Genomic DNA, 20,035 nt, shown 5'->3' with positions numbered 1-20,035 from the left:
ACTATAGGGCATTGGCATATCGCTGATAGCATGCCGCCACTTTTTTAGTTTGCCCAGGGTGGGATTCTCATACCATGCACATCGGCGCTTTTGTTCTGCTTCTCGGTTTTGTGGTTTTAATGTTTGGCTTGTACCGCTGGCAGCGTGGCAGGGACACCCTTGCCCCTGGTGTGTTTGCTGGGCTGTTACTGGGTGTGGCTTTTGGGGCGCTTCTACAGCTATCGCGTAACTGGGGTGTTGCTCCGGGTGAGGTTCTGCCCTGGATTGAGATGTTGGGCGATAGCTATGTAAACCTATTGTATATGTTGGTTATGCCACTCGTACTCACTTCTATTCTGGTGGCAGTGGTAAAAGTGAGTCACACCCAGGCGCTGGGTAAAATTAGTGTGTCGGTGCTGGGGGTTTTACTCGGCACTACTGCAATTGCCGCCCTGATAGGTGTGGCCATGGCCGATTTGTTTGGGCTCTCTGCTGCGGGTCTTGTCGAAGGAACCCGTGAGGCGGCAAGGGTTGAAGTGCTCAATGAGCGAATTGGGCGGGTCAGCGATCTCTCGATTCCCGAAATTATCACCTCTTTTATTCCGCGCAATATTTTCCTGGATTTGACCGGGGCCCGCTCCACTTCTGTAATTTCAGTGGTTATTTTTGCTGTGCTATTGGGGCTTGCGGCCCTGGCTGTACGCCGTGAGTTTCCGCAGGAAGGTGCCGCTATCGAGCGCTTTGTGCATGTCGCACAAGTCTGGATTATGAAGTTGGTGCGTTTGGTTATGGCATTCACGCCCTACGGAGTTATGGCGCTGGTTGCTGGACTGATTGCCAAATCCAGCTGGGCGGATATTGCCAATCTGTTTGGTTTTGTCGTGGCTTCTTTCTGTGCGATAGGCCTAATGTTTTTGGTGCATGGTTTATTGCTGTTGGTAAATGGAGTGAATCCACTGCACTACTTCACCAAGGTCTGGCCGGTGCTGGTGTTTGCCTTTAGCTCCCGTTCCAGTGCCGCCACCATTCCCCTGAATGTGGAAACCCAGGTAGATGAACTGCGCAATTCACCGGCTATTGCCAACTTCTCTGCATCCTTCGGTGCCACTATTGGTCAAAATGGTTGCGCGGGAATTTATCCTGCGATGCTTGCCACCATGGTGGCGGTGCCGATGGGTATTAACGTGTGGGACCCAATGTGGTTGGGCACCCTGTTGGTAGTGGTGGTAATCAGCTCCTTCGGTATTGCCGGAGTGGGTGGTGGGGCAACTTTTGCCGCACTGGTGGTGCTGCCGGCAATGGGTTTGCCAGTTACCATCGCGGCGCTATTGATTTCTGTGGAGCCGCTGATTGATATGGCGCGCACTGCTCTCAATGTGAATGGCGCTATGACGGCGGGTACCTTGACCCAGCGCTGGCTTGGGGATGAGGTGCCCGGTCCAGAGGTCGTAGAAGGATAAGTAAGTGTCGCAGGCCTATGGAATAAGCACCTGAAAAAATAAAATTTCTTGTCAACCTCTGGTCCAGTAGAGCGTTCTAATCAGTGCAGTTTAAACCTTATTGGTTTTCCTCAAATGGAAATGGAGTGATTTATGAAAAAACTGATTGGACTCTCGCTGTTGACTATTGGCCTGGCTTTTCCTTACTCCCTTTATGCACAGAGTGATGAGAGCGAACCGCATGACCACGGTGACCATGTTGAAGATCGTCTCGATCAAAAAGGCGATCGCATAGAGGCGAGATTGGATCAAAAGGGAGATCATATTGAAGAGCGCCTCGATAACAAGGGTGATCGCATCAATGAACGCTTGGATCAAAGAGCTGAGCAGGCTGCTGCTAATGGCAATGATAAATTGGCTGAGCGACTAGACCGTAAAGGGGATCGTATCGACAACCGGCTTGACCAGAAGGGCGAGCGAATTAACGAACGATTGGACAACAAGGGTACAAAAATCAATAACCGGCTAGACAAAAAAGGAGAGCGCACAGATCGCCGTATGGATCGACGTGCCAAGGCTCGCAAGCGTGAAGAGGGATGATCCCGAGATCTGGGGTGGCTTAAATAAAAAAGTGCGGGCGAAGTCTTTGTATGAAGACTTCAAAATCAATAAAAAGAATCTGGAAGAGTATTCTGTGCGCAAGGACTTCAGCCGGTTTCTATGAATCAGTTCCTCGCCCAGGTGGAGAAACGGGCATTCACCATGGCGAATTACGCTGTTGGCAATCGGGATGATGCACTGGATATCGTGCAGGATTCCATGTTGGCCTTGGTGAGGAAATATAGTGGCCGCGATCGGGCCGAGTGGCGGCCGCTGTTTTTCACTATTCTCAACAACCGGATTACCGATTGGCACCGGCGTAACAATAAGCTATCCCGCTGGCAACTATTTCGGGAAAAGCTACCGGCAAACAGCGATGAGCTAGATCCAGAGCCGCTGGAATGGGTCGATAGCCATAATCCCGCCCCGGATAAGGTCCTTGCTGGCGAACGCCTATTGGAAGCCATCGATAGTGCTGTGGCCAAGTTGCCCCTGCGCCAACAGCAGGCCTTCCTGCTGCGCTGTGTCGAGGAATTCGATGTTGCCGAGACTGCGCGGGCAATGTCCTGCAGTCAGGGGAGTGTTAAGACCCATTTATCAAGAGCTATGCGCAGTTTGCGCAACCATCTAGAGGCATTCCAACTAGAGGCAACGCAATGAATAGTCGGCAAGAAAATCCAGTCGTGCAGAGTGATTCATTAAAGAAAGCTGCGCAGCATGCAGCTGTCCGGCGGGAGCGTGATATTGATACAGAGACTCTATCGCGGCTTGCTGCAGCCAGACAACGCGCAGTGGCAGCAAAGAAATCGTATTATCGTGGCTCTCCCGGCTGGCTAGTTTTCACTGGCGCTTGTGCATCATTGTTGTTATTGCTGTTTTGGCCTGTATCCAGCGAGCAGGCCGCTACCGAATTGCTGAGTGCCACTGACTGGTATTTATATGAGGAAATGGATGTTGAAATGGTTGAGGACATGGAGTTCTACCAGTGGTTGGCGGAAGAGTTGAATGGGCAATCCTCCTAGTGATGAAAAAGTGCTTTTTACCAAGAAAAGTATCGCTAAAAGTCTTTTCTATACGGTGCTCTTTTTTGCAGCCCCGCTACTGGCGCAGGATCTGCAGCCACTGGATGAGGACTTCCTGATGTTTGTCGGGGAGTGGGCCGATGAGCAGGGAGATATACAAGCACCGGAAGCGCTGGAGATGTTGTTGCCCAAGCCGGAAAAGCCAGCCATAACAGGCAGACCAAATACCGGGGGAGGGGAGACCCACGAGGAGCTGAGCGATGAGTGAGCGAAGAACCATATTGTGTGGTTGGCTGGCCGCCGTGTATTTATCGCTCTTTGTGAATATTTCCCAGGCACAGGATTGGCAGAGTCTCAGTGACAGTGAGCGCCGACTTTTACAGAATTTTGAGACGCGCTGGTCACAACTGAGTGAAGATCGACGGGAACAATTGTTACGCGGGGCCAGGCGCTGGAGTGAAATGAACCCCGAGCAGCGCCAAGAAGCGCGTCAACAGTATAAGCGCTGGCAGGATATACCCAGGGAGCGGCGCGCCCAGTTGCGGGACTCTTATCGCCGCTTTATGGACCTACCCGAGGAGGAGCGTCAGCGTATTCGCGAGGCGCGCAAGCGCTTCCGTCAGATGCCTCCCCAGCAGCGCAAACAGTTGCGGGAACAATGGGAGAAGGATAAACGCGGCCGTACGGAGAATCGGGAAAGGCGGAACCAGCGGGAACGGCGCCGCAGGGAGAGACGGGAGCGGCGGCAGCAGAGGCGAGAGGAAACGGAGAGAACCTGATATTTCTTACCACCTCAGGTGTAATTCAGCGTCTATTCAGATGAATTTGACTACTCTGGCTCCCGATGATGAATAACGGGAGATCGATTGTGCAACTCTTCAAGCAGTTTATCGCTGGCGCGGCAGTCGCCGCGCTGGTGGCCTTGAGTGCTACCGCCAAAGCGGGCCCCAATGGCTACACAGACCCCTACGGTGCAGATAGCTACGACTTTGCCCGCGTCACCGAGGTTACTCCCGTTTACACCGATATTCAGGTCCGTAACCCGCGTACTTACTGCCGGGATGAGCAGGTGGCCTACCGGGAGCCCGCTTCTCCGGCGGGTACTGTGGTTGGCGGGCTGATCGGTGCCGCTGTCGGCAACAGCTTGGGACGTGGCGGTCATCACGGTCGCTATCACCACCATCACGGCCAACGGGCTGGAGCCACTGTTGCGGGCGCACTAGTGGGAGCGCTGGTGGGTAACCAGATCAGTCGGGCCAACGCCCCAACTTATTACGCCACTGAATCTCGTTGCCAGGTTGTCGACGAGTTCAGTACACAGCGGGAATTAGTCGGATACGATGTGCGCTATCGGTATAATGGTCAGGTTTATCTGACTCGTACAGATTACCACCCGGGCGAGAGAATCCGGGTTCGTGTCGCAGTCTCGCCGGCGCCTTGAGCCGGCGGAAGGCGGTCGAAATAGTAAAAGGTGGAAAACCAGGACATCCACAGGAGCCGCACAGTGAAATCGAGCCGCACTTTTATTCGGCATTTTCTTTTCCTTATCGTTTTGTTTCCCGGTCTATGTGCTGCCTCCTGGCAGGGTGGGCCGGCTCCGCAGAGGGAAAACTTCCGGCATGAGTTCCGCTGGGTACAGGACGGGGGCGTTTCCCGGGAAAAGGCCGCTTCGATTGTGAAACGGCGTTTTGGCGGCAAAATATTATCGGTCTCTGAAACCCGCAAACAGGGCCAGGTGGTCTACCGGGTAAAGGGGCTGTCCGATAAGAGTCAGGTCTATGTAGTTTTTGTGGACAAGAAGAGCGGCAGGATCTCCCGTTAATCACCCGCTACCACAGACTCGCAGTACAAGGGAAAGAATATGCGCGCACTATTAGTCGAAGATGAAGTTTTACTGCGCCAGCAGCTGGCAGAATCACTGCGCGGCGCTGGCTATACCGTAGATGAGGCGCCGGATGGAGAAGAGGCGCTCTACCTGGGGCGTGAATATCCTTACGATGTCGCTGTTATGGATCTGGGGCTGCCAAAAATGGATGGCATTCAGGTGATTCAGACACTGCGTGGCGAAGACAAGCATTTCCCTATCCTGATTCTCACTGCTCGCGGCCACTGGCAGGAGCGTGTGGCCGGCTTGGAAGCTGGTGGTGACGACTATCTGGTAAAGCCCTTCCACACCGAGGAGTTACTGGCGAGATTGAATGCGCTGGTGCGGCGCTCCGCCGGGTTTTCTTCACCCACGATCAAAGCGGGCCCGATACTGCTGGATACCAGCTCTCAGCGGGTCACAGTCAACGATACCGAACTGGAGTTGACCTCTTTTGAATACAAGGTGCTCGAATACCTGATGCTGCACCCGGATGAAGTAGTCTCCAAGACCACCCTCACCGAACATATCTATGAACAGGACTGCGACCGGGATAGCAATGTGATCGAAGTGTTTATCGGGCGCCTGCGCAAGAAATTTGATGCGGCGGCACAGCTTAAGCCCATCGAAACCCTGCGTGGCCGCGGATACCGCTTTATGGCTCCCAGTTGACCCTGATTTGTAATGCAACTGTTTTCCTTTTGGCTGAATTCTCTAAAAGGCCGCCTGGCACTGGTTACCAGCCTGGTGCTGGTGGCATTTGTGCTGTTGATTTCCGGGGTGCTGGAGCACGCTTATCGCACCTCTTTGAATGAGGCTAAACAGCGCGAGCTGCAGCTTTATATCTACACCCTGTTGGCACTGGCGGAACCTGAGGGCGAGAGTCTGGTGCTGCCGCCCGAACTGCCCGAACAGCGCTTCAACCAGCCAGATTCCGGCCTGATTGGCGCAGTTTTGGATGGGCAAGGGCGGGTAATTTGGCGTTCTGAATCGGCCCTGGCAATGCCAGAGGTGGAATTTTCCCCGCTGCCGCAAGGGCAGCAGTCTTTTATGCGTATTTCCCTGCCAGGTGGCGATGCCAATTACAGCAGCTTCCGCCAGGGAGTGGCTTGGGGTCTGGAAAATGAGCACCCTTTCACCTTTGTAGTGCTGGAGGATGCGGCTCCGCTACAGGCGCAGGTCGGGCAGTTCCGTTCGACCATCTGGCAGTGGCTGGGGGTGGCGGCGCTGTTGCTGGTCTTGGCTCAATGGCTGGTATTGCGCTGGGGATTTGCGCCGTTAAGCGCACTGGCGCAGGCCCTGCGCGATATGCAGCAGGGTGGCAGCGATCGCCTGGAGGGAAACTTCCCGCTGGAGTTGCGCCCGCTTACCGACAACCTGAACCTGTTGATTGAAAATGAGCGGCGTCAGCGTGAGAAGACCCGCCATACCTTGGCGGACCTGGCCCACAGTCTGAAAACGCCACTGGCGGTACTCAAAGGGTTGAGCCTGGAAAAGGACCCCGATGCCGCCGGAAAAACCCTTGCAGATCAAGTACAGCGTATGGACAGCATTATTAGCTACCAACTTCAGCGTGCGGTAGCCAGCTCCCCTAAGTCTATCCTGCGCGGTATTGCCGTGGCGCCACTTCTGGAAAAGATCCTGGATGCCCTGGAAAAAGTCTATCGCAGCAGGCCCTGTGAAGTGCGAAGGGAGTGTGCTGAGAACGCCCTATTCTATGGGGATGAGGGTGATTTGATGGAGCTGCTTGGCAACCTGCTCGATAATGCTTACAAGTACGGTGCCGGCCAGGTTCGAGTTGTTATTGAGAACCCCGAGGAGGGGCGCAAGCTCTCTATCCGGGTCGCTGATAATGGGCCCGGCCTAGATAGCGATAAATGGCGCGAAGTAACCCAGCGCGGAGTACGTGCCGACCAGCAACAGCCTGGCCAGGGTATTGGCCTGGCTGTTGTGGTGGATATTGTTGAGAGTTACCAGGGGCAAATCAGCGCTGAATCTCTTCCCGAAGGGGGCACGGAAATTACTGTACTGTTGTAGTTACTACATGGCCCCTCCTGATCGTCACTCGCTAAAACCAATCGACTCGCATATCGAACGGCAGGTTATTGCCACTTTGCAGCAGGCTTATTTGCGGCTGGATATTGGGTAGTTCCCATTCAAAATAAAAGAGGGCGGTGTGCAACTTGCCACGGTAAAAATTGCCATCTTCCTCGCTGGTAGTTCCTTCCAGGGCATTCGCGGCGATAACCGCCTGTCGCAGCCAGATCCAGGCCACCATAATGCAGCCGAAAACATCTAGGTAGAGAGTGGCATTACTGAGCCCGCGATCCACATCCTCCTGTAATTGCGTAAACAGGGCCATGCCCGTTTCGTCGAGCTTTTGCAGGGATTCCTCCAGGGTATCGGCCATGCTAACCAAGCTCTCTTTCTGCCGTGCTTCCAATACCGTTTTGCGGATTTCCGTTTGCAGCAGCTGGTAGGCCTGGAAATTTTTGCTGGGCACTTTGCGCGCGAGTAGATCGAGGGCGTGGATACCTTCAGTGCCCTCGTGGATGGCGTTCAGGCGATTATCCCGATAAAGCTGTTCCAGGGGGAATTCCCGAATATAACCGGCGCCGCCGAGTACCTGGATGGCCAGTTCATTGGCTTTTAGGCAGTATTTGGAGGGCCAGGATTTCACTACCGGAGTAATCAGGTCTAACAGAGTGGCTGCCAGCTGGCTCTCTTCTTCCGTGGGTGCGCTGTGCTGGTCTTCATAAAGAGAAGTCGCGTACATACTTAAACCCAGGCCACCCTCGGCATAGGCCTTTTGCATCAGCAGCATACGGCGAATGTCTGCATGTTGAATAATGGGAACTTGCTTAGCGCTGGGGTCCTGGTTGGAAGGCAGGCGTCCCTGGGGGCGGTCCTTGGCATACTGCAAGGAGTAGGCATAGCCCTGATAGCCCAGAATAGAGGCCCCTGCGCCGACACTGATCCGAGCCTCATTCATCATCTGGAACATATATTTGAGCCCCTGATGAGGCTCACCGATCAGGTAGCCCACTGCGCCCTGATCCTCACCAAAGCTCAATACTGTAGAGGTCGTGTTGCGAAAGCCCATTTTATGCAGCAATCCCGCCAGTTTTACATCGTTGGGCTGGGCTACCTGGCCGTTTTCATCAAGGAGCATTTTAGGCACTAAAAATAGGGATATTCCCTTAACGCCGGCGGGAGCACCCTTGATTTTTGCCAATACCAGATGAACGATATTCTCTGTCAGAGACTGGTCGCCGCCGGAGATATACATCTTTTGTCCGCGAATACGGTAGCTGCCATCTTCGGCCTGTTCGGCACTGGTGCGGATATCGGCCAGAGCTGAGCCCTGATCGGGCTCTGTGAGGGCCATAGTGCCGGCGAAGCGGCCATCGAGCATCTGCGGCAAAAACTGTGCCTTTAGGCTGTCACTGGCAAAAGAGCGCAGCAGGTTGGCGGCGGCAATAGTCAGGAAGGGGTAGCAAGCGCTGGCAATATTTGCGGCACTAACATAGCCAAGGGCCGTGCTGATTATCGCTTTGGGCAGCTGCATGCCGCCTTCATCAAAATTGCAATGCCCCGCGAGAAAACCGGCCTCGGAGAAGGCATCCCAAGATTGCTTGGTCTCTGCGATCATCTGTATTTTTTCGCCGTCAAAGTTGGGCTCATTGGCATCGCCCTTGGCATTGTGGTTGGCGAAAAATTTTTCGGCAATAGTGCGTGCGGTTTTCAGTGTTGCATCGAAAACTTCCCTGGAATGCTCCTTGTAACGTGGTCGCTGTAGCAGCGCTTCGGTATCGAGAAATTCATAGAGTAGAAATTCGGTATCACGGTCGTTGAGCAATGAATTAGTCATGCTTACCTCATTATTTTTTTTATGGAGCAAATGTACATATTAGTCCGACTACAAAAATTTCAAATCCACTGCACTATTGCTGGAGATAGACTCTCGTGCCGTGCTGATCAAATATTTTTTTAAGTGCTGGATAAATAAATGTCTAGTTGGCCACTGAATGGCAGATAAGTAAACGCTGAGGCTCAAAATTGGGCAATGACTTTTTGTGTGAATGCGCTTGGCGATATGGTGGTAGAAGGTCGTGGGCCATAGACTGGCAATGGTCTTTACAACTGCGGATAGCGCAAAAAAAAGAAGGGCTAGTCGGTAGCGTTCTGGTAGTTGGGTGCAGACCCTTCGGTGGGGCGGGGGGTCACTTGTCGCCATAAACTGCGGGCGAGATCTGCGGGGTCTCGCTTGCAGCCCTGTGCTATCCAGGCAGCAATAGCTTGTGCGACATCTGGCCATTGGATACGTACAGATTTGGGCCCCTCCTGCAACCAGGTGTGAATACTATTGGCATCTATGGAGCGTACGATCTTCGCCAGCTTTAGTTGTTCCAGTGCTTGGGCATTGGCTTCCTGTTCAAATTGATAGGCCAGTGGTCGGCTTAGGATGGGTTTGCCTTGAGCCAGGGTCTCTGCCAGTAATTCAAAACCACTGTTACAGATTACTGCACGGGCATTGACCAAGTCCTGTTGGAATCCTAGTGTGGAAGGCGACTTTATCTGGATATTGTTTGCCGTGGGCAGATTTTCTGGCACACCGTAAACAATAAATTGCCGTTCTACTTTGGCTAGTTCCTCCAGCATGGGTATTGGGTGTTCAAAGGGCAAGTAGACCAGAATGTAATCTTCTGTGTCACTCACGGGTTTGGGTTGAGGGGGGACTATGGGCGGTAATATGGGGTTTCCAAAGTGATGCCAGTGCAAACCCAGGCTTTTTTTTGTGGGAGCAAAGATACGTAAAACGGTATGAAAAGGCCAGTTATACCTGGGCATGGGAATCGAGTGTAAAAAAGCGTATTGGTGACCGATACCCACACTGGGCTTTTTGCGCATTTTTGCCGCCCAGGCGGTGACAGGTTCATAGTCACTGATAATTAGGTCGTATTCGCTAACTGGCAGTTTGCGGACATCCTGGATTAATTGGCGCAATTTAGCCTGGGCAACCGTGGCCAAGCTTCTGAGGCGCCCCTCACTGTGGACAATGGTCATTCCCTCCCGCCACCAATAGTCGCCAAACAATTCCATGCCAAACAGGTTTTCCTTTGGTCGACCTGAAAACAGCCATTGGATTTCAAGTTCTGGGTATTGTTGCAATGCCTTTGCCAATGTGCGCGAACGGGCAATATGTCCATTGCCGGTGGCCTGAACGCCATAGAGTATTTTCATAAAAGGACGGCGCCAGTGGCTAATGCGACACATGAACCGAGAAGGGCACCGGCGAAAATATCAGAAGGGAAATGTACCCCCAAGCCTACACGGGCGGCGCCCACCCCGGTCGCCCAGATATAGCCTAATCCCCACATTGGGCTGACTTGTTGAGTCATAAATGTAATAAAAAGAAAGGCTGCAGAGGTATGTCCCGAGGGCAGGCTGAAACGGTCATGGGCGATAATAATCGGGCGCATACCGGGGATAGCCTGGGGTGGACGCCTGCGGCGGGTCGTGTTTTTGATTGTCCAATAGAGAGAGCGCTCTACCGCCAACCCAGAGCATGCGGCAATAAAAAGCTGAGTGGCGGCATTGGAAATAATATAACTGAGGAGTACGGCGACGGTGAGCCAGCCATCTCCAGATTTGGATAGCCAAAGGTACCGTCTGCGTGAAGTGGGACGTGACGCCCGTTCCGTGAGATACAGAACCAGGGACACATCAATACTCTTCAAATTCATGGATAAGTCTCGCATGCCGCAAACTTAAAAATTGATTATTGCACGGAGTTGACCAAATGATGTCGTAATAGTGAAATCTCAAAATAGACGTTATTTACGCCTATATGCCGCTCTTAAAAGCTTGGCAGAGTATTGATTCGGGATAGGTGAATAGGACGCCAAGAAAGGAATGGCTGGAAAGACAGAGTAGGAGCAGCTGTCCGCGGCTCCATGATTTGTCCGTTAGAAAAAAGCAGAAAGGTTTTGAGAATAGTGGCTAGGCCGACTTGATTTCGATCGTTCCAGAGCCATGTAGATTCTCCACCAGCTTATGGCCGCAGAGTTTTGATGGCGTGAAATAGCCCCCTTCGCCCTGATAGTCGAGGAGATATTGCATGATTGCCAGGGAACCAGAGACGGTGACATCGTAGCCGTTGGCGGTGGTGAGTCGGCCAACTTTACGCTCACCGCGACGGTCATTGCGCACTTCTCCCCAAACCCAGGTTTTCTGGCCGGCACGACGCTCTTCACTGGGGCCTCGAACAGACTTGCTCACTTTTGCTTTCAGCCAGTTTTGTAGCCACTGGGTACGAAGCAGCCAACGAAATCCATTCAGGCGCTTTAGCTTCTTTGCCCTTGCAGGGCTCATGGGGATGTAGGCCTCAATGTTTTGAATACCGGTTGAGTGGAAGGCAGTGGAGATATCGCCCCAGGGAATTGCGACAGCAAACTTTTCACCTCGGCCAAAATCGATGCTGCGGGTAAGCTGCCCATGGCCAATGGTTTCGATTTTGCCATTGCGCCGAATGGCGCCTCCCATACCGAGGCTTTCGATAGAGGTCTTGGCTGTACCGGGGCTTAAACTCGACTCCGAGTCGAAGCCAAGCGCCAGGTGCGTGGCTGACGGTAGAGCCTTGTGTAATGCGGCAGCGAGGCAATCAGTAGGAATGACATCGAATCCCGCACCAGGGCAAAGTACGACTCCCTTGGCTTTGGCTTCATCATCAAGACGGTGTGCCGTCTCATAAACGGAAATTTCACCAGTGATATCCTGGTAGTGGGTACGAGTGTTGAGGCAGGCCCTCATCATGGATTCAGCGGTAGCAGAAAATGGACCGGCGCAGTGGATAACCAGATAAACGTCCCGTAAGCTGCGTTCTAAGACTTCCGTATTATCCAAGTCGATGGCCATGGCCGGGAGATTAAGGGCTTCTGCCAGAGGCTGTAATTTTTGAGCATTGCGACCAGCTAGAATGGGGCGATAACCCAGCGCTACAGCTTGGCGGGCAATCAGCTCACCAGTGTAACCATAGGCGCCATAGATCATAATATTCTTGTTTTTCACCGGTTTTCCTTGTGGGTACGAGAGCGGGTTGTCCGAGAGGATCAAGCTTGTTTGTCAGGCGCCAAATTTTATCGATTAATATCGGCTTCTGTCTGACACGAGAGGTTATCCCTCTGGCATTAAATGGCGCAAGACAGGGATTGGAGACTGATTGGATTTATTTATTCTGGCGCTTTTTTTACGTGGGTGTTATCCATCATTTCGAAGGCTTTTTCGAGTTTAAAGCGGGGGAATGTTTTTCCATCCTCTGAGACTGTGTCGCTAAACATAGCGTAAGGTCTAGCCGAAACAATATAGTTTCCGTAGAGAGCGCGATAGATCACCAGGAGCTCTTCTGTTTCGCTATGGATGGCCGTGTGCAGGACTTCGTAAAGATTTCCTTTGTAGTGGCGATAAAGGCCGGGTTTCATCAACAAATACCAAGTTAACTCAAATGGTGTGGAGACAGCTGTAGCTGCTCAATACGGCGGCCGTGGAGAATTGCTACACCGGAATAGCGATGTTCTCCAGTGGAAGTAAATTCAAACTCATAACTGCGTTGCAGGCTGATCTGGCCTCGACGGTCACGCTTTAAGCGGGTGCGTACCAGCACAACCGTATCGTCGAGAAGTTGCACTCCCAGTTGTTTGCAGTGATTGGCCGCAGCGCGCCTAACATGTTCTTTTGCTGCCATATTGGCCCAGATATACCAAGCCACGGTAGCTAATAGTAATAACCAAAGTAGATTGTCGGGTGAGTAGTACATTGTTCTACAGTTGCTATGATCGCGATCTGCAAGAATAACACTGAAGGAGAGGCGATGTCTGGCACCATAATGATCACCGGCTGTAATAGAGGCATAGGTCTTGAGTTGACTGCCCAGTTTGCCAAGGATGGATGGCGTGTATTCGCCTGTTGTAGAGATCTGAAAAAGGCCGATGAACTCAACACCTTACAGGCTAAATACCCACTGATAGAGCCCATCCAGTTGGATGTAACCGACTATGAGCAAATGATTGCTCTCGGTAAGGCCTTGAAAGGGGAGCCTATTGATATCTTGCTCAATAATGCGGGATATTACGGCCCGAAAGGCACTGGTTTTGGCAAAGTGGACCGGGAAGAATGGCGCCGCGTATTGGAGTCCAACACCATTGCGCCATATATGATGGCGGAAACTTTTTGCGATAACGTGGCGGCCAGCGACTACAAGCTGATAGCCATGATGAGTAGTAAGGTGGGCAGTATCGCCGATAACCGCTCTGGCGGTGGTTATATTTATCGAAGCTCCAAAACAGCACTCAACCAGATCGTTAAAAGCTTGTCGATTGATCTCCATGATCGCGGAATCACAGTTATGGCCCTGCACCCGGGCTGGGTGAAAACTGCGATGGGAGGTCCCGGTGCCCTGATTTCAACGGCACAAAGTGTGGCTGCCCTGAAGAAACTGCTTACGCAAGCGGGTCAGGGTAAGAGTGGACGATTTTATAATTATGATGGCAGTGAAATCCCCTGGTAATCCCCATATCTCCTCAATTGGCCTCAGTTGATCACCTACTAAGAAAACGCCCTTTGGGTAGGTAGAACCACTCCCTGAATTTGCCGCATGTTTGTACCGATTGCAAGATTGGGCAAGGATGCGGAAGAAGTCTGCTACCCGTAAATTCAAAAGACGCGAGAAAATACACTTAATGGAGGGATGACTATAGCTCCTCCACTTATTGTTATCAGTAGTCAGCGTGGCGTAGAAAGCATTTAGGCAAGGAATTGCCAGTCATTAATGCGTGCAGCGGAGATTGAGAGAAAGTAATGAATAGCGTAACTGAAAGTCTCGAACATAGTAACGGGCAATCTCAGGAACGTCTTTTTACTGGGTTGCGGATTTTTCTGAGTGCCTCTTTGGCGATTGTGGCAGCCCAGCTTGTTGGTGTGCCCAGCTGGGTGGCGGCCCTGGGTGCTGTTACCTATTTTGCTAGAGGCGGCAGCTTGCGTTCCGGTGGCTATAACCTGGCCTGTGCAGTTACAGGGCTTGGGCTAGGATTGGTCGCAATTGTGGGAACTGCAGGGTGGCAACTGGAACAACCATGGTTAGCTTTACCTATGGCCTTATTATTATCGGCCATTGGGGCCTGGGCAATGGGTTTGGTTACTGGGGTTGGCAATATTATTAGTTATGGGATTGGTATCTTGATCGCTTTCACAGCTCAGCAACCGATCTCTTTAGATGGTTATTTCCTGCTTATTACTGCTGCTGTACTTGGCGCGATAGTCGCGGGGTTGGTTGATTTTATCTGGCCGGGAAAACTCTTTATCTCTGGATCGACGAAAAGCAAATAACTTGTGGCTGTTGAAGACAGAGTGAGTACTCCGGTTTCCCACTAAATCTGTGAAAGAAATGACCTGAGGTATCGGTAATGTTGAAGAGCATCGTATTTACAGGGGCCTTTGTTTTTTTAACTGCACTGGCTTTCACTGAGCCAGAGGCTTCCGGTCCTGAAGCAGAGTCTGAACTGGAATACCTTTTATATTAGGTTTAGTGAGTGTGAAGGATCTCTGAATTATCCGTCAGAGTTATCAGAAATAACCGTTAGAATGCACACGGGGGTGCAACATGGAAGCGACATATTGGCATGAGAAGTGGAAGAAAAATAATATAGCTTTCCACGAAGCCTCTGGTAATTCCTTACTGTCGGAGTTCTTTTCACAGCTTTCTCTCTCCAAAGGCGATAGAGTATTTGTTCCACTATGTGGCAAAACCCGTGATATCGCCTGGTTGCTTTCTGGAGGTTATCGAGTCGTTGGTGCCGAGCTGAGTGAAATGGCGGTAGAGCAACTATTTCAAGAGATGGATATAACCCCAGAAGTCGAGCAAATTGCCAACCTTAAGCGCTATAAGGCCAGCAATATTGATATTTATGTAGGGGATATTTTCGACCTGGATATGGAAATACTACAGGAAGTTGATGGTATCTATGATCGTGCCGCCTTGGTGGCGTTGCCACAAGACATTCGCCCAGTGTATGCCCAGCACTTGATGGCGATGACAAAAGTGGCCCCTCAATTACTGATATCTTTTGAGTATGAGCAGTCTGAGTTAGCGGGTCCCCCCTTCTCCATCAGCTCTCAGGAGATTTTTGAGCGTTACAATGCGGATTATCACCTGAAGATGCTGGCCTCCAGGGATGTGCCAGGTGGCTTAAAAGGGCTGGTACCAGCGATGGAAGTGGCTTGGCTGCTTACCAGGCGCTAGTCGCTTAGGGCTCACGAGGGCAAAATGATGGTTAGCTGGGTAAATCAGGCAATGCCATTGTGCCGGCAATAAGCGCTTCTTTTTTATGCTTGGGCCACCTCTTGATGGCGATTTCCAATTTCAGTGCAGAAGATTTATCCTGAGTTTTTACCTGATATTCAAGTGTGAGAGGCCCTTTACCGCGAAGGGCCTTGGCCGCTTTGGCCCCGCCACCACAGTGCTCGGCAAAGCGTCGTTGAATATCTTTAGTTATCCCCGTATAGAGGGTACCGCTGGAAGTGCGGATTAAATACAAAAACCAGGCATCCATTAAAATCTTGTCCGCAAGGGGTTTTTCTCAGTTTCTTGTAGGTTAAAACGCATAGCTCAGTTAAAAAAGGGACTGCTGCTCGCCGGCTAGGGGTGGTGTTTTAAATTGGCTGCTATCCAGGGATAGGCGCCGGTGATTTAACCCCAATTTCCTAATGGCGACAATAAAACGCTGCCGCAGTAACTGAGCGAAAACCCCTGTACCGGTTCTGCGTTGGGAAAAGTCACTTTGATAGTCCCGCCCACCGCGGCTCTGTTGTATCAGACTCATTACATGGTCGGCCCTTTGTGGGTAATGTAGTGATAGCCACTCACGGAAAAGTGGCGCCACCTCATGGGGTAGCCGCAGGAGGATATAGGCCGCCCTCTCGGCACCTGAATCCCGCCCGGCCTTCAAAATAGCTTCCAGCTCACAGTCATTAAGTGCCGGGATCATTGGAGCTGCAAGTACGGCCGTGGGTATCCCAGCCTTGCTCAATTGTTCGATAGTACGCAGGCGGGCAGAAGGCCCCGCTGTGCGGGGTTCCAATTTCCTTTTTAAATCCCTCTCCAGAGTAGTCACGCTAATTGCCACCTGAGCAAGGTTGTCCTGTGCCATCTCAGCCAAGATGGGAAGATCCCGTAAAATCAGCTGGCTCTTGGTGACAATGGTGACCGGTTGTCGAAACTGCTGCATTACTGTTAGCAATGCCTGGGTTATGCCTTTCTCTTTCTCCAGAGGCTGATATGGGTCTGTATTCGCGCCTAGTGCTATGGGACAACAGGTGTAGCTTGGTTTGCGCAGCGTCTGCTCCAACAATACGGGCGCGTTAGCCTTAAAAAAGATCTTGCTTTCGAAGTCGAGCCCTGGGGAAAGATCCATATAGGCATGAGCTGGTCTCGCGTAGCAATAGACACAACCATGCTCACAGCCACGGTAAGGATTGATAGACTGAGTAAAGGGGATGTCGGGCGATTGATTGGTAGCGATAATCGACTTGGCCTTCTCTTCAATGGCGGTAGTCAGTAGTCGCTCCAGAGGCTCAGCCTCGGTTTGCCAACCATCGCTTTCCCGTGTACTGATGTGCTCGGCAAAACGACCAGTGATATTACTGGCGGCTCCGCGCCCTTTATGTAAGGGCTGAGGATTGTTTGATTCTATTTTTTTCATCGGAACTAGGGTGCTGTATGTTTGTACAGTTTACGGTTTTGGTTCAGTACAAAGCAATGGCCAATCAATCTTTGTAATTGTCTATCCGCGGCTACTTAGTCAGCTCACTCAGGAGATGGAATCTACGAATGGCTCAGGTCCAACCTTTCAGGATTGATATACAAGAATCTCAGCTGGCTGATATGCACCGAAGGATACGGGAGGCACGTTGGCCTGAGGCAGAAACCGTAGATGGATGGGCGCAGGGAATCCCTTTGAATTATCTTAAGGATTTCTGTGATTATTGGCTAAATGACTATGACTGGTATGCCACTCAGCAGAGGCTGAATCAATATGACCAGTTCATAACAACCATTCACGACCTGGAAATTCATCTAATTCATGTCAAAAGCAGTCATAGAAGCGCCACGCCAATCGTAATAACCCATGGTTGGCCCAGTTCTTTTGTGGAATTTCTCAAAGTGATAGGGCCCCTGACTGAGCCGACTCAATATGGGGGGAGTGCTGAGGAGGCTTTCCATGTGGTATGCCCATCGCTCCCTGGTTTCGCTTTTTCGGGTAAGCCTGTAACGACGGGGTGGGGTATCCCAAGAATTGCCGCTGCCTGGGATACCCTAATGCATCGCCTGGGGTATCAATCGTACTTGGCTCAAGGGGGAGATTGGGGCCGGTCGGTGACCACTGAAATTGGCATACAGAATCTGGGCGCGTGCAGGGCTATTCATATCAATAATCCCAAGGAAGAGCCAACCGCTGAAGCCTTGCATTGGCCCAGCGAGGAAGAGAAAGAGGCTCTGGCCGGAATACGATTCTTCAATTGTTGGGATTCCGGTTTTGCCAAGGAACAGAGCACCCGCCCTCAAACACTGGGGTATAGTCTTGCGGATTCTCCCATAGGACAGGCTGCCTGGATATTAGAGAAGTTTCATTTATGGAGCAATTGCCAGGGAACTTTGGAGAGTATTTTTACCAGGAATGAATTACTAGACAATATCATGCTTTATTGGCTGACAAATACAGCGGCCTCTTCTGCGCGACTATTTTGGGAAAGCTTCGATGCCCCCTATGGCCCCGATCAGGAAAAGGTAGTGCAATTGCCCACTGGAGTCAGTATTTATCCTGGGGAGATGGTAAGAATACCCCGTTCTTGGGCTGAGGGGCGTTATAAGAACATTTGTTATTGGAATCATTTGAAACGGGGAGGGCACTTTTCGGCTTTTGAACAGCCCGAATTATATGTCGAGGAAATAAGGGCCTGGAAGAGAAGCTTGGAGTAGAAGCTGGTAACTTCTCCCAATTAAGATAGCCCTCACCCTTCAAGGCGAGAGCCGGCCCCCTATAAAGTTCTCATCCATTGATAAGAGCCTCAGTGTTACGCAGACAGAAACTGGCATCACTTGGTCATATCAAAAATTGGTAGAGTTTCTCTACTAACTGGCTACAGATTATTTCCTCAGTTTCCAATACGAAAGGGTTTTATTGAGCTTAATGAATCTAATTGCCGAGTTATCAATTATTCTGGGGCCAATTTGGGATTACGAGACACTTTCGGTCTCGGGGTTATATTTAGGTGGCATGGTTAGTCCGGGTCGCTCATCATCCCAAATCATATTGACTATTTTCCATGAATGCCCATCGTGATAAAGCTGAATGCTGTTTATCCCCCGCTTGATAAACTGGGTTTTATCACTATCTCTCCAGGCTTCGTAACTACTGAATGCGTGAGCGATATTGCCGAAAGACTCAATAATATTGTGAATTTCAACCTCATAAAAAGCGGCATCTCCAACCACCCTCTGAAAATTTTCAGGGTAATCCTGGATATTCATGACCAGCGCCTGGGGATTACCTTCACCATCTAAAGAGGTTCGAATGACTTTAGCGTAAGGTGTGAATAGCGATAATTGTTTTTTCCAGTCGCGTTTGAATCCTTCTGGGCCAGAAATCACTTGATACAATTCTGTAAGAAGCACTCTGATTTCACTATGAGATCTCATTTCTAAATCCCTCTAGGTTTTTTAGGGGCTACTACTGTTTTATTGTTTAACTTTTACCTGTAAAACATTTTGTATTACTTTCTGGCTCGGAAGGGAGCCAGGATAAGATTTTCCACCCTTCTTCAGTCTTGGCCAATGTATAAGTGCTGCATTGATGATCCAGAACCTGTCTTTCTGAGCTGTAGCGTTTAAGCAGTATTGTTGTAACGGACATATTCTCACCCTGAAAGAATGTCTTGAATTCAAGGATCTCGGAATTTTTATAGCCTCGCTTGGCTAGACCATCACGTATTTTAGATAGTACTTCTTCTACTTGTGCTGAATCTTGTGGGGTTAAAATGTGTGGGCCAAAGATAAAGTGAGGTGATTCTGTGAAGAAGTGAGATGCGGAGCCTTTTATGTTGTTCGAAGAAAATTCATTAATGAAGTCTGTGATATGTTCTTCGACTGTGGGCTCTGCGAGTGATTGAAAGCTGGTACACATGAGCAAGGTTGCTAGGAGAATAATTCTTTTCAACTTGATTTCCTTTAGTTAAATTGGGGTAACTCTCTTAGGGTTCGCCATTCTCAGTAGCGCTTATTTATCTTGATTGCGTCCCAATAATAATCATTCTTTTAAGATGATAAATTAAATAATATTCGAGTGTAAATATGTCCTTGTTCTTAGCTATGTTTGGGTTTTCTCTCACTATGTCGATTACGCCAGGGCCTGTAAACATGGTAATCGTCTCATCTGGAGTGCAGTATGGTTTTGCTCGTACCATTCCATTTGTATCTGGGGCGACAATAGGATTTACCTTACTGCTTGCCATGATCGGCTTTGGATTTTACCAGGTACTGGAGCGTTATCCACAGGTGTTGCAGTATCTTGCTATCGCTGGATCACTCTATGTCATCTATCTGGGGTACAAGGTTGCCAGCGGGCCCACGGAAGAGATAGCTGTTGCTGAACGTACCCTGCCGCGCTTCCATGAGGGGTTTCTTCTGCAATGGTTAAATCCAAAGGCATGGATTGCCTGTGTATCTGGTGTTGCCTTGTTTTCAAGCCCACAGAGTAACAGTTTATTTTATTTTGTGGGGATTTATTTTTTTGTCTGTTATTTGTCATTAACCGCCTGGGCACTTATGGGGGATAGAATCAGGCTGGTGTTAGGGACTGAAGTGAGAATTAAAATATTTAATAGAGTGATGGGGGCGTTGTTAGCAACTTCCGCAATCTATCTGCTATACAGTCAATTTCTTGAAAAATAGCGCCTTACAGCTAAGGTGCTTGGCTTGACTGGTGAGCCGGATCTCTTGCGACCATATCGTTACATATATTCATTGATTGTGGTTTCACACCCTGTGAGATTGATGCTCGCAATGACATAGGGAAGCC

General features: G+C 50.6%; 25 protein-coding genes. 15 read left to right on the top strand and 10 right to left on the bottom strand.

All coding sequences use genetic code 11. The features are described 5' to 3' along the window. Positions 1–74: 74 nt before the first annotated feature. The 10 genes from ACJJIT_RS13355 to ACJJIT_RS13310 all read left to right on the top strand — a co-directional run bounded on the left by ACJJIT_RS13355 (position 75) and on the right by ACJJIT_RS13310 (position 6,941). Positions 75–1,439: an L-cystine transporter gene (locus ACJJIT_RS13355; RefSeq protein ID WP_444885593.1), complete on the top strand. Its 1,365-nt coding sequence runs from the start codon at positions 75–77 to the stop codon at positions 1,437–1,439. Between the two features lie 132 nt (positions 1,440–1,571). After that, positions 1,572–2,018: a hypothetical protein gene (locus tag ACJJIT_RS13350; RefSeq protein ID WP_444885592.1), complete on the top strand. Its 447-nt coding sequence runs from the start codon at positions 1,572–1,574 to the stop codon at positions 2,016–2,018. A gap of 120 nt (positions 2,019–2,138) precedes the next feature. Then, positions 2,139–2,678 (top strand): RNA polymerase sigma factor, encoded by a 540-nt coding sequence (locus ACJJIT_RS13345; RefSeq protein ID WP_444898700.1) that lies wholly within the window; start codon positions 2,139–2,141, stop codon positions 2,676–2,678. After that, complete coding sequence (locus tag ACJJIT_RS13340) at positions 2,675–3,040, top strand: hypothetical protein (RefSeq protein WP_444898699.1); 366 nt, start codon at positions 2,675–2,677, stop codon at positions 3,038–3,040. Before ACJJIT_RS13345 ends, ACJJIT_RS13340 begins: the two co-directional genes overlap by 4 nt. After that, positions 3,024–3,308 (top strand): hypothetical protein, encoded by a 285-nt coding sequence (locus ACJJIT_RS13335; protein ID WP_444898698.1) that lies wholly within the window; start codon positions 3,024–3,026, stop codon positions 3,306–3,308. Before ACJJIT_RS13340 ends, ACJJIT_RS13335 begins: the two co-directional genes overlap by 17 nt. Beyond that, on the top strand, positions 3,301–3,819 hold the full coding sequence (locus ACJJIT_RS13330; protein ID WP_444898697.1) for a DUF3106 domain-containing protein: 519 nt from the start codon (positions 3,301–3,303) through the stop codon (positions 3,817–3,819). The genes ACJJIT_RS13335 and ACJJIT_RS13330 overlap by 8 nt, the downstream gene beginning before the upstream one ends. Positions 3,820–3,908: 89 nt before the next feature. Then, positions 3,909–4,481: a glycine zipper 2TM domain-containing protein gene (locus ACJJIT_RS13325; RefSeq protein WP_444888455.1), complete on the top strand. Its 573-nt coding sequence runs from the start codon at positions 3,909–3,911 to the stop codon at positions 4,479–4,481. 63 nt (positions 4,482–4,544) lie between these two features. Further along, positions 4,545–4,862 (top strand): PepSY domain-containing protein, encoded by a 318-nt coding sequence (locus tag ACJJIT_RS13320; protein WP_252085190.1) that lies wholly within the window; start codon positions 4,545–4,547, stop codon positions 4,860–4,862. 39 nt (positions 4,863–4,901) lie between these two features. Next, the gene (locus ACJJIT_RS13315) at positions 4,902–5,576 is read left to right on the top strand and encodes a response regulator transcription factor (protein WP_252085191.1); all 675 of its coding nucleotides are present in this window, start codon (positions 4,902–4,904) and stop codon (positions 5,574–5,576) included. Positions 5,577–5,588: 12 nt separating this feature from the next. Continuing rightward, entirely contained in the window at positions 5,589–6,941 is a 1,353-nt protein-coding gene (locus tag ACJJIT_RS13310) for an ATP-binding protein (protein ID WP_444885587.1), read from the top strand. A 31-nt stretch (positions 6,942–6,972) separates the two neighbouring features. On the opposite strand, the gene ACJJIT_RS13305 is transcribed toward ACJJIT_RS13310, so the two are convergent. The 6 genes from ACJJIT_RS13305 to ACJJIT_RS13280 all read right to left on the bottom strand — a co-directional run bounded on the left by ACJJIT_RS13305 (position 6,973) and on the right by ACJJIT_RS13280 (position 12,720). Then, positions 6,973–8,775: an acyl-CoA dehydrogenase gene (locus ACJJIT_RS13305; protein ID WP_444898696.1), complete on the bottom strand. Its 1,803-nt coding sequence runs from the start codon at positions 8,773–8,775 to the stop codon at positions 6,973–6,975. Between the two features lie 299 nt (positions 8,776–9,074). Beyond that, positions 9,075–10,148, bottom strand: coding sequence for an MJ1255/VC2487 family glycosyltransferase (locus tag ACJJIT_RS13300; protein WP_444898695.1), 1,074 nt, complete (start codon positions 10,146–10,148; stop codon positions 9,075–9,077). Beyond that, the gene (locus ACJJIT_RS13295) at positions 10,145–10,651 is read right to left on the bottom strand and encodes a phosphatase PAP2 family protein (protein WP_444888459.1); all 507 of its coding nucleotides are present in this window, start codon (positions 10,649–10,651) and stop codon (positions 10,145–10,147) included. Before ACJJIT_RS13295 ends, ACJJIT_RS13300 begins: the two co-directional genes overlap by 4 nt. A 256-nt stretch (positions 10,652–10,907) precedes the next feature. Continuing rightward, positions 10,908–11,975 carry a saccharopine dehydrogenase family protein gene (locus ACJJIT_RS13290; protein ID WP_444898694.1) on the bottom strand — a complete coding sequence of 356 codons (1,068 nt, stop codon included), beginning with the start codon at positions 11,973–11,975 and terminating at the stop codon, positions 10,908–10,910. A gap of 161 nt (positions 11,976–12,136) precedes the next feature. After that, positions 12,137–12,385 (bottom strand): DUF1653 domain-containing protein, encoded by a 249-nt coding sequence (locus tag ACJJIT_RS13285; protein ID WP_252085197.1) that lies wholly within the window; start codon positions 12,383–12,385, stop codon positions 12,137–12,139. Between the two features lie 14 nt (positions 12,386–12,399). Continuing rightward, a complete protein-coding gene (locus ACJJIT_RS13280; RefSeq protein WP_444888462.1) occupies positions 12,400–12,720 on the bottom strand; it encodes a DUF3301 domain-containing protein in 321 nt (106 codons plus the stop codon). 54 nt (positions 12,721–12,774) lie between these two features. Here ACJJIT_RS13280 and ACJJIT_RS13275 point away from each other — a divergent pair, with 54 nt between their 5' ends. The 3 genes from ACJJIT_RS13275 to tmpT all read left to right on the top strand — a co-directional run bounded on the left by ACJJIT_RS13275 (position 12,775) and on the right by tmpT (position 15,201). Further along, complete coding sequence (locus tag ACJJIT_RS13275; protein WP_444898693.1) at positions 12,775–13,470, top strand: SDR family oxidoreductase; 696 nt, start codon at positions 12,775–12,777, stop codon at positions 13,468–13,470. A gap of 290 nt (positions 13,471–13,760) precedes the next feature. Then, complete coding sequence (locus tag ACJJIT_RS13270; RefSeq protein ID WP_444888464.1) at positions 13,761–14,288, top strand: DUF1097 domain-containing protein; 528 nt, start codon at positions 13,761–13,763, stop codon at positions 14,286–14,288. Between the two features lie 274 nt (positions 14,289–14,562). Then, a complete protein-coding gene (tmpT, locus tag ACJJIT_RS13265) occupies positions 14,563–15,201 on the top strand; it encodes a thiopurine S-methyltransferase (RefSeq protein WP_444898692.1) in 639 nt (212 codons plus the stop codon). Positions 15,202–15,232: 31 nt separating this feature from the next. On the opposite strand, the gene ACJJIT_RS13260 is transcribed toward tmpT, so the two are convergent. Next, positions 15,233–15,511, bottom strand: coding sequence for a GIY-YIG nuclease family protein (locus ACJJIT_RS13260; RefSeq protein WP_444885578.1), 279 nt, complete (start codon positions 15,509–15,511; stop codon positions 15,233–15,235). A 60-nt stretch (positions 15,512–15,571) separates the two neighbouring features. Beyond that, on the bottom strand, positions 15,572–16,660 hold the full coding sequence (locus ACJJIT_RS13255) for a PA0069 family radical SAM protein (RefSeq protein WP_444898691.1): 1,089 nt from the start codon (positions 16,658–16,660) through the stop codon (positions 15,572–15,574). Positions 16,661–16,788: 128 nt separating this feature from the next. On the opposite strand from ACJJIT_RS13255, the gene ACJJIT_RS13250 reads away from it, so the two are divergent. Continuing rightward, positions 16,789–17,937, top strand: coding sequence for an epoxide hydrolase family protein (locus ACJJIT_RS13250; protein WP_444898690.1), 1,149 nt, complete (start codon positions 16,789–16,791; stop codon positions 17,935–17,937). Positions 17,938–18,195: 258 nt separating this feature from the next. Here the strand turns inward: ACJJIT_RS13250 and ACJJIT_RS13245 are convergent, their stop codons facing one another. After that, positions 18,196–18,657: a hypothetical protein gene (locus ACJJIT_RS13245; RefSeq protein ID WP_444898689.1), complete on the bottom strand. Its 462-nt coding sequence runs from the start codon at positions 18,655–18,657 to the stop codon at positions 18,196–18,198. Positions 18,658–18,703: 46 nt separating this feature from the next. Then, positions 18,704–19,174 carry a DUF6841 family protein gene (locus ACJJIT_RS13240; RefSeq protein WP_444885574.1) on the bottom strand — a complete coding sequence of 157 codons (471 nt, stop codon included), beginning with the start codon at positions 19,172–19,174 and terminating at the stop codon, positions 18,704–18,706. 134 nt (positions 19,175–19,308) lie between these two features. Here ACJJIT_RS13240 and ACJJIT_RS13235 point away from each other — a divergent pair, with 134 nt between their 5' ends. Further along, a complete protein-coding gene (locus tag ACJJIT_RS13235; protein WP_444898688.1) occupies positions 19,309–19,908 on the top strand; it encodes a LysE family translocator in 600 nt (199 codons plus the stop codon). The last annotated feature ends 127 nt before the right edge of the window (positions 19,909–20,035 follow it).

The sequence above is a fragment of the Microbulbifer mixtoriginis (SeqCode) genome, assembly GCF_052467515.1.
The sequence above is the reverse complement of the archived record's forward strand: the minus strand, read 5'-3'. Positions and strand labels throughout refer to the sequence as shown.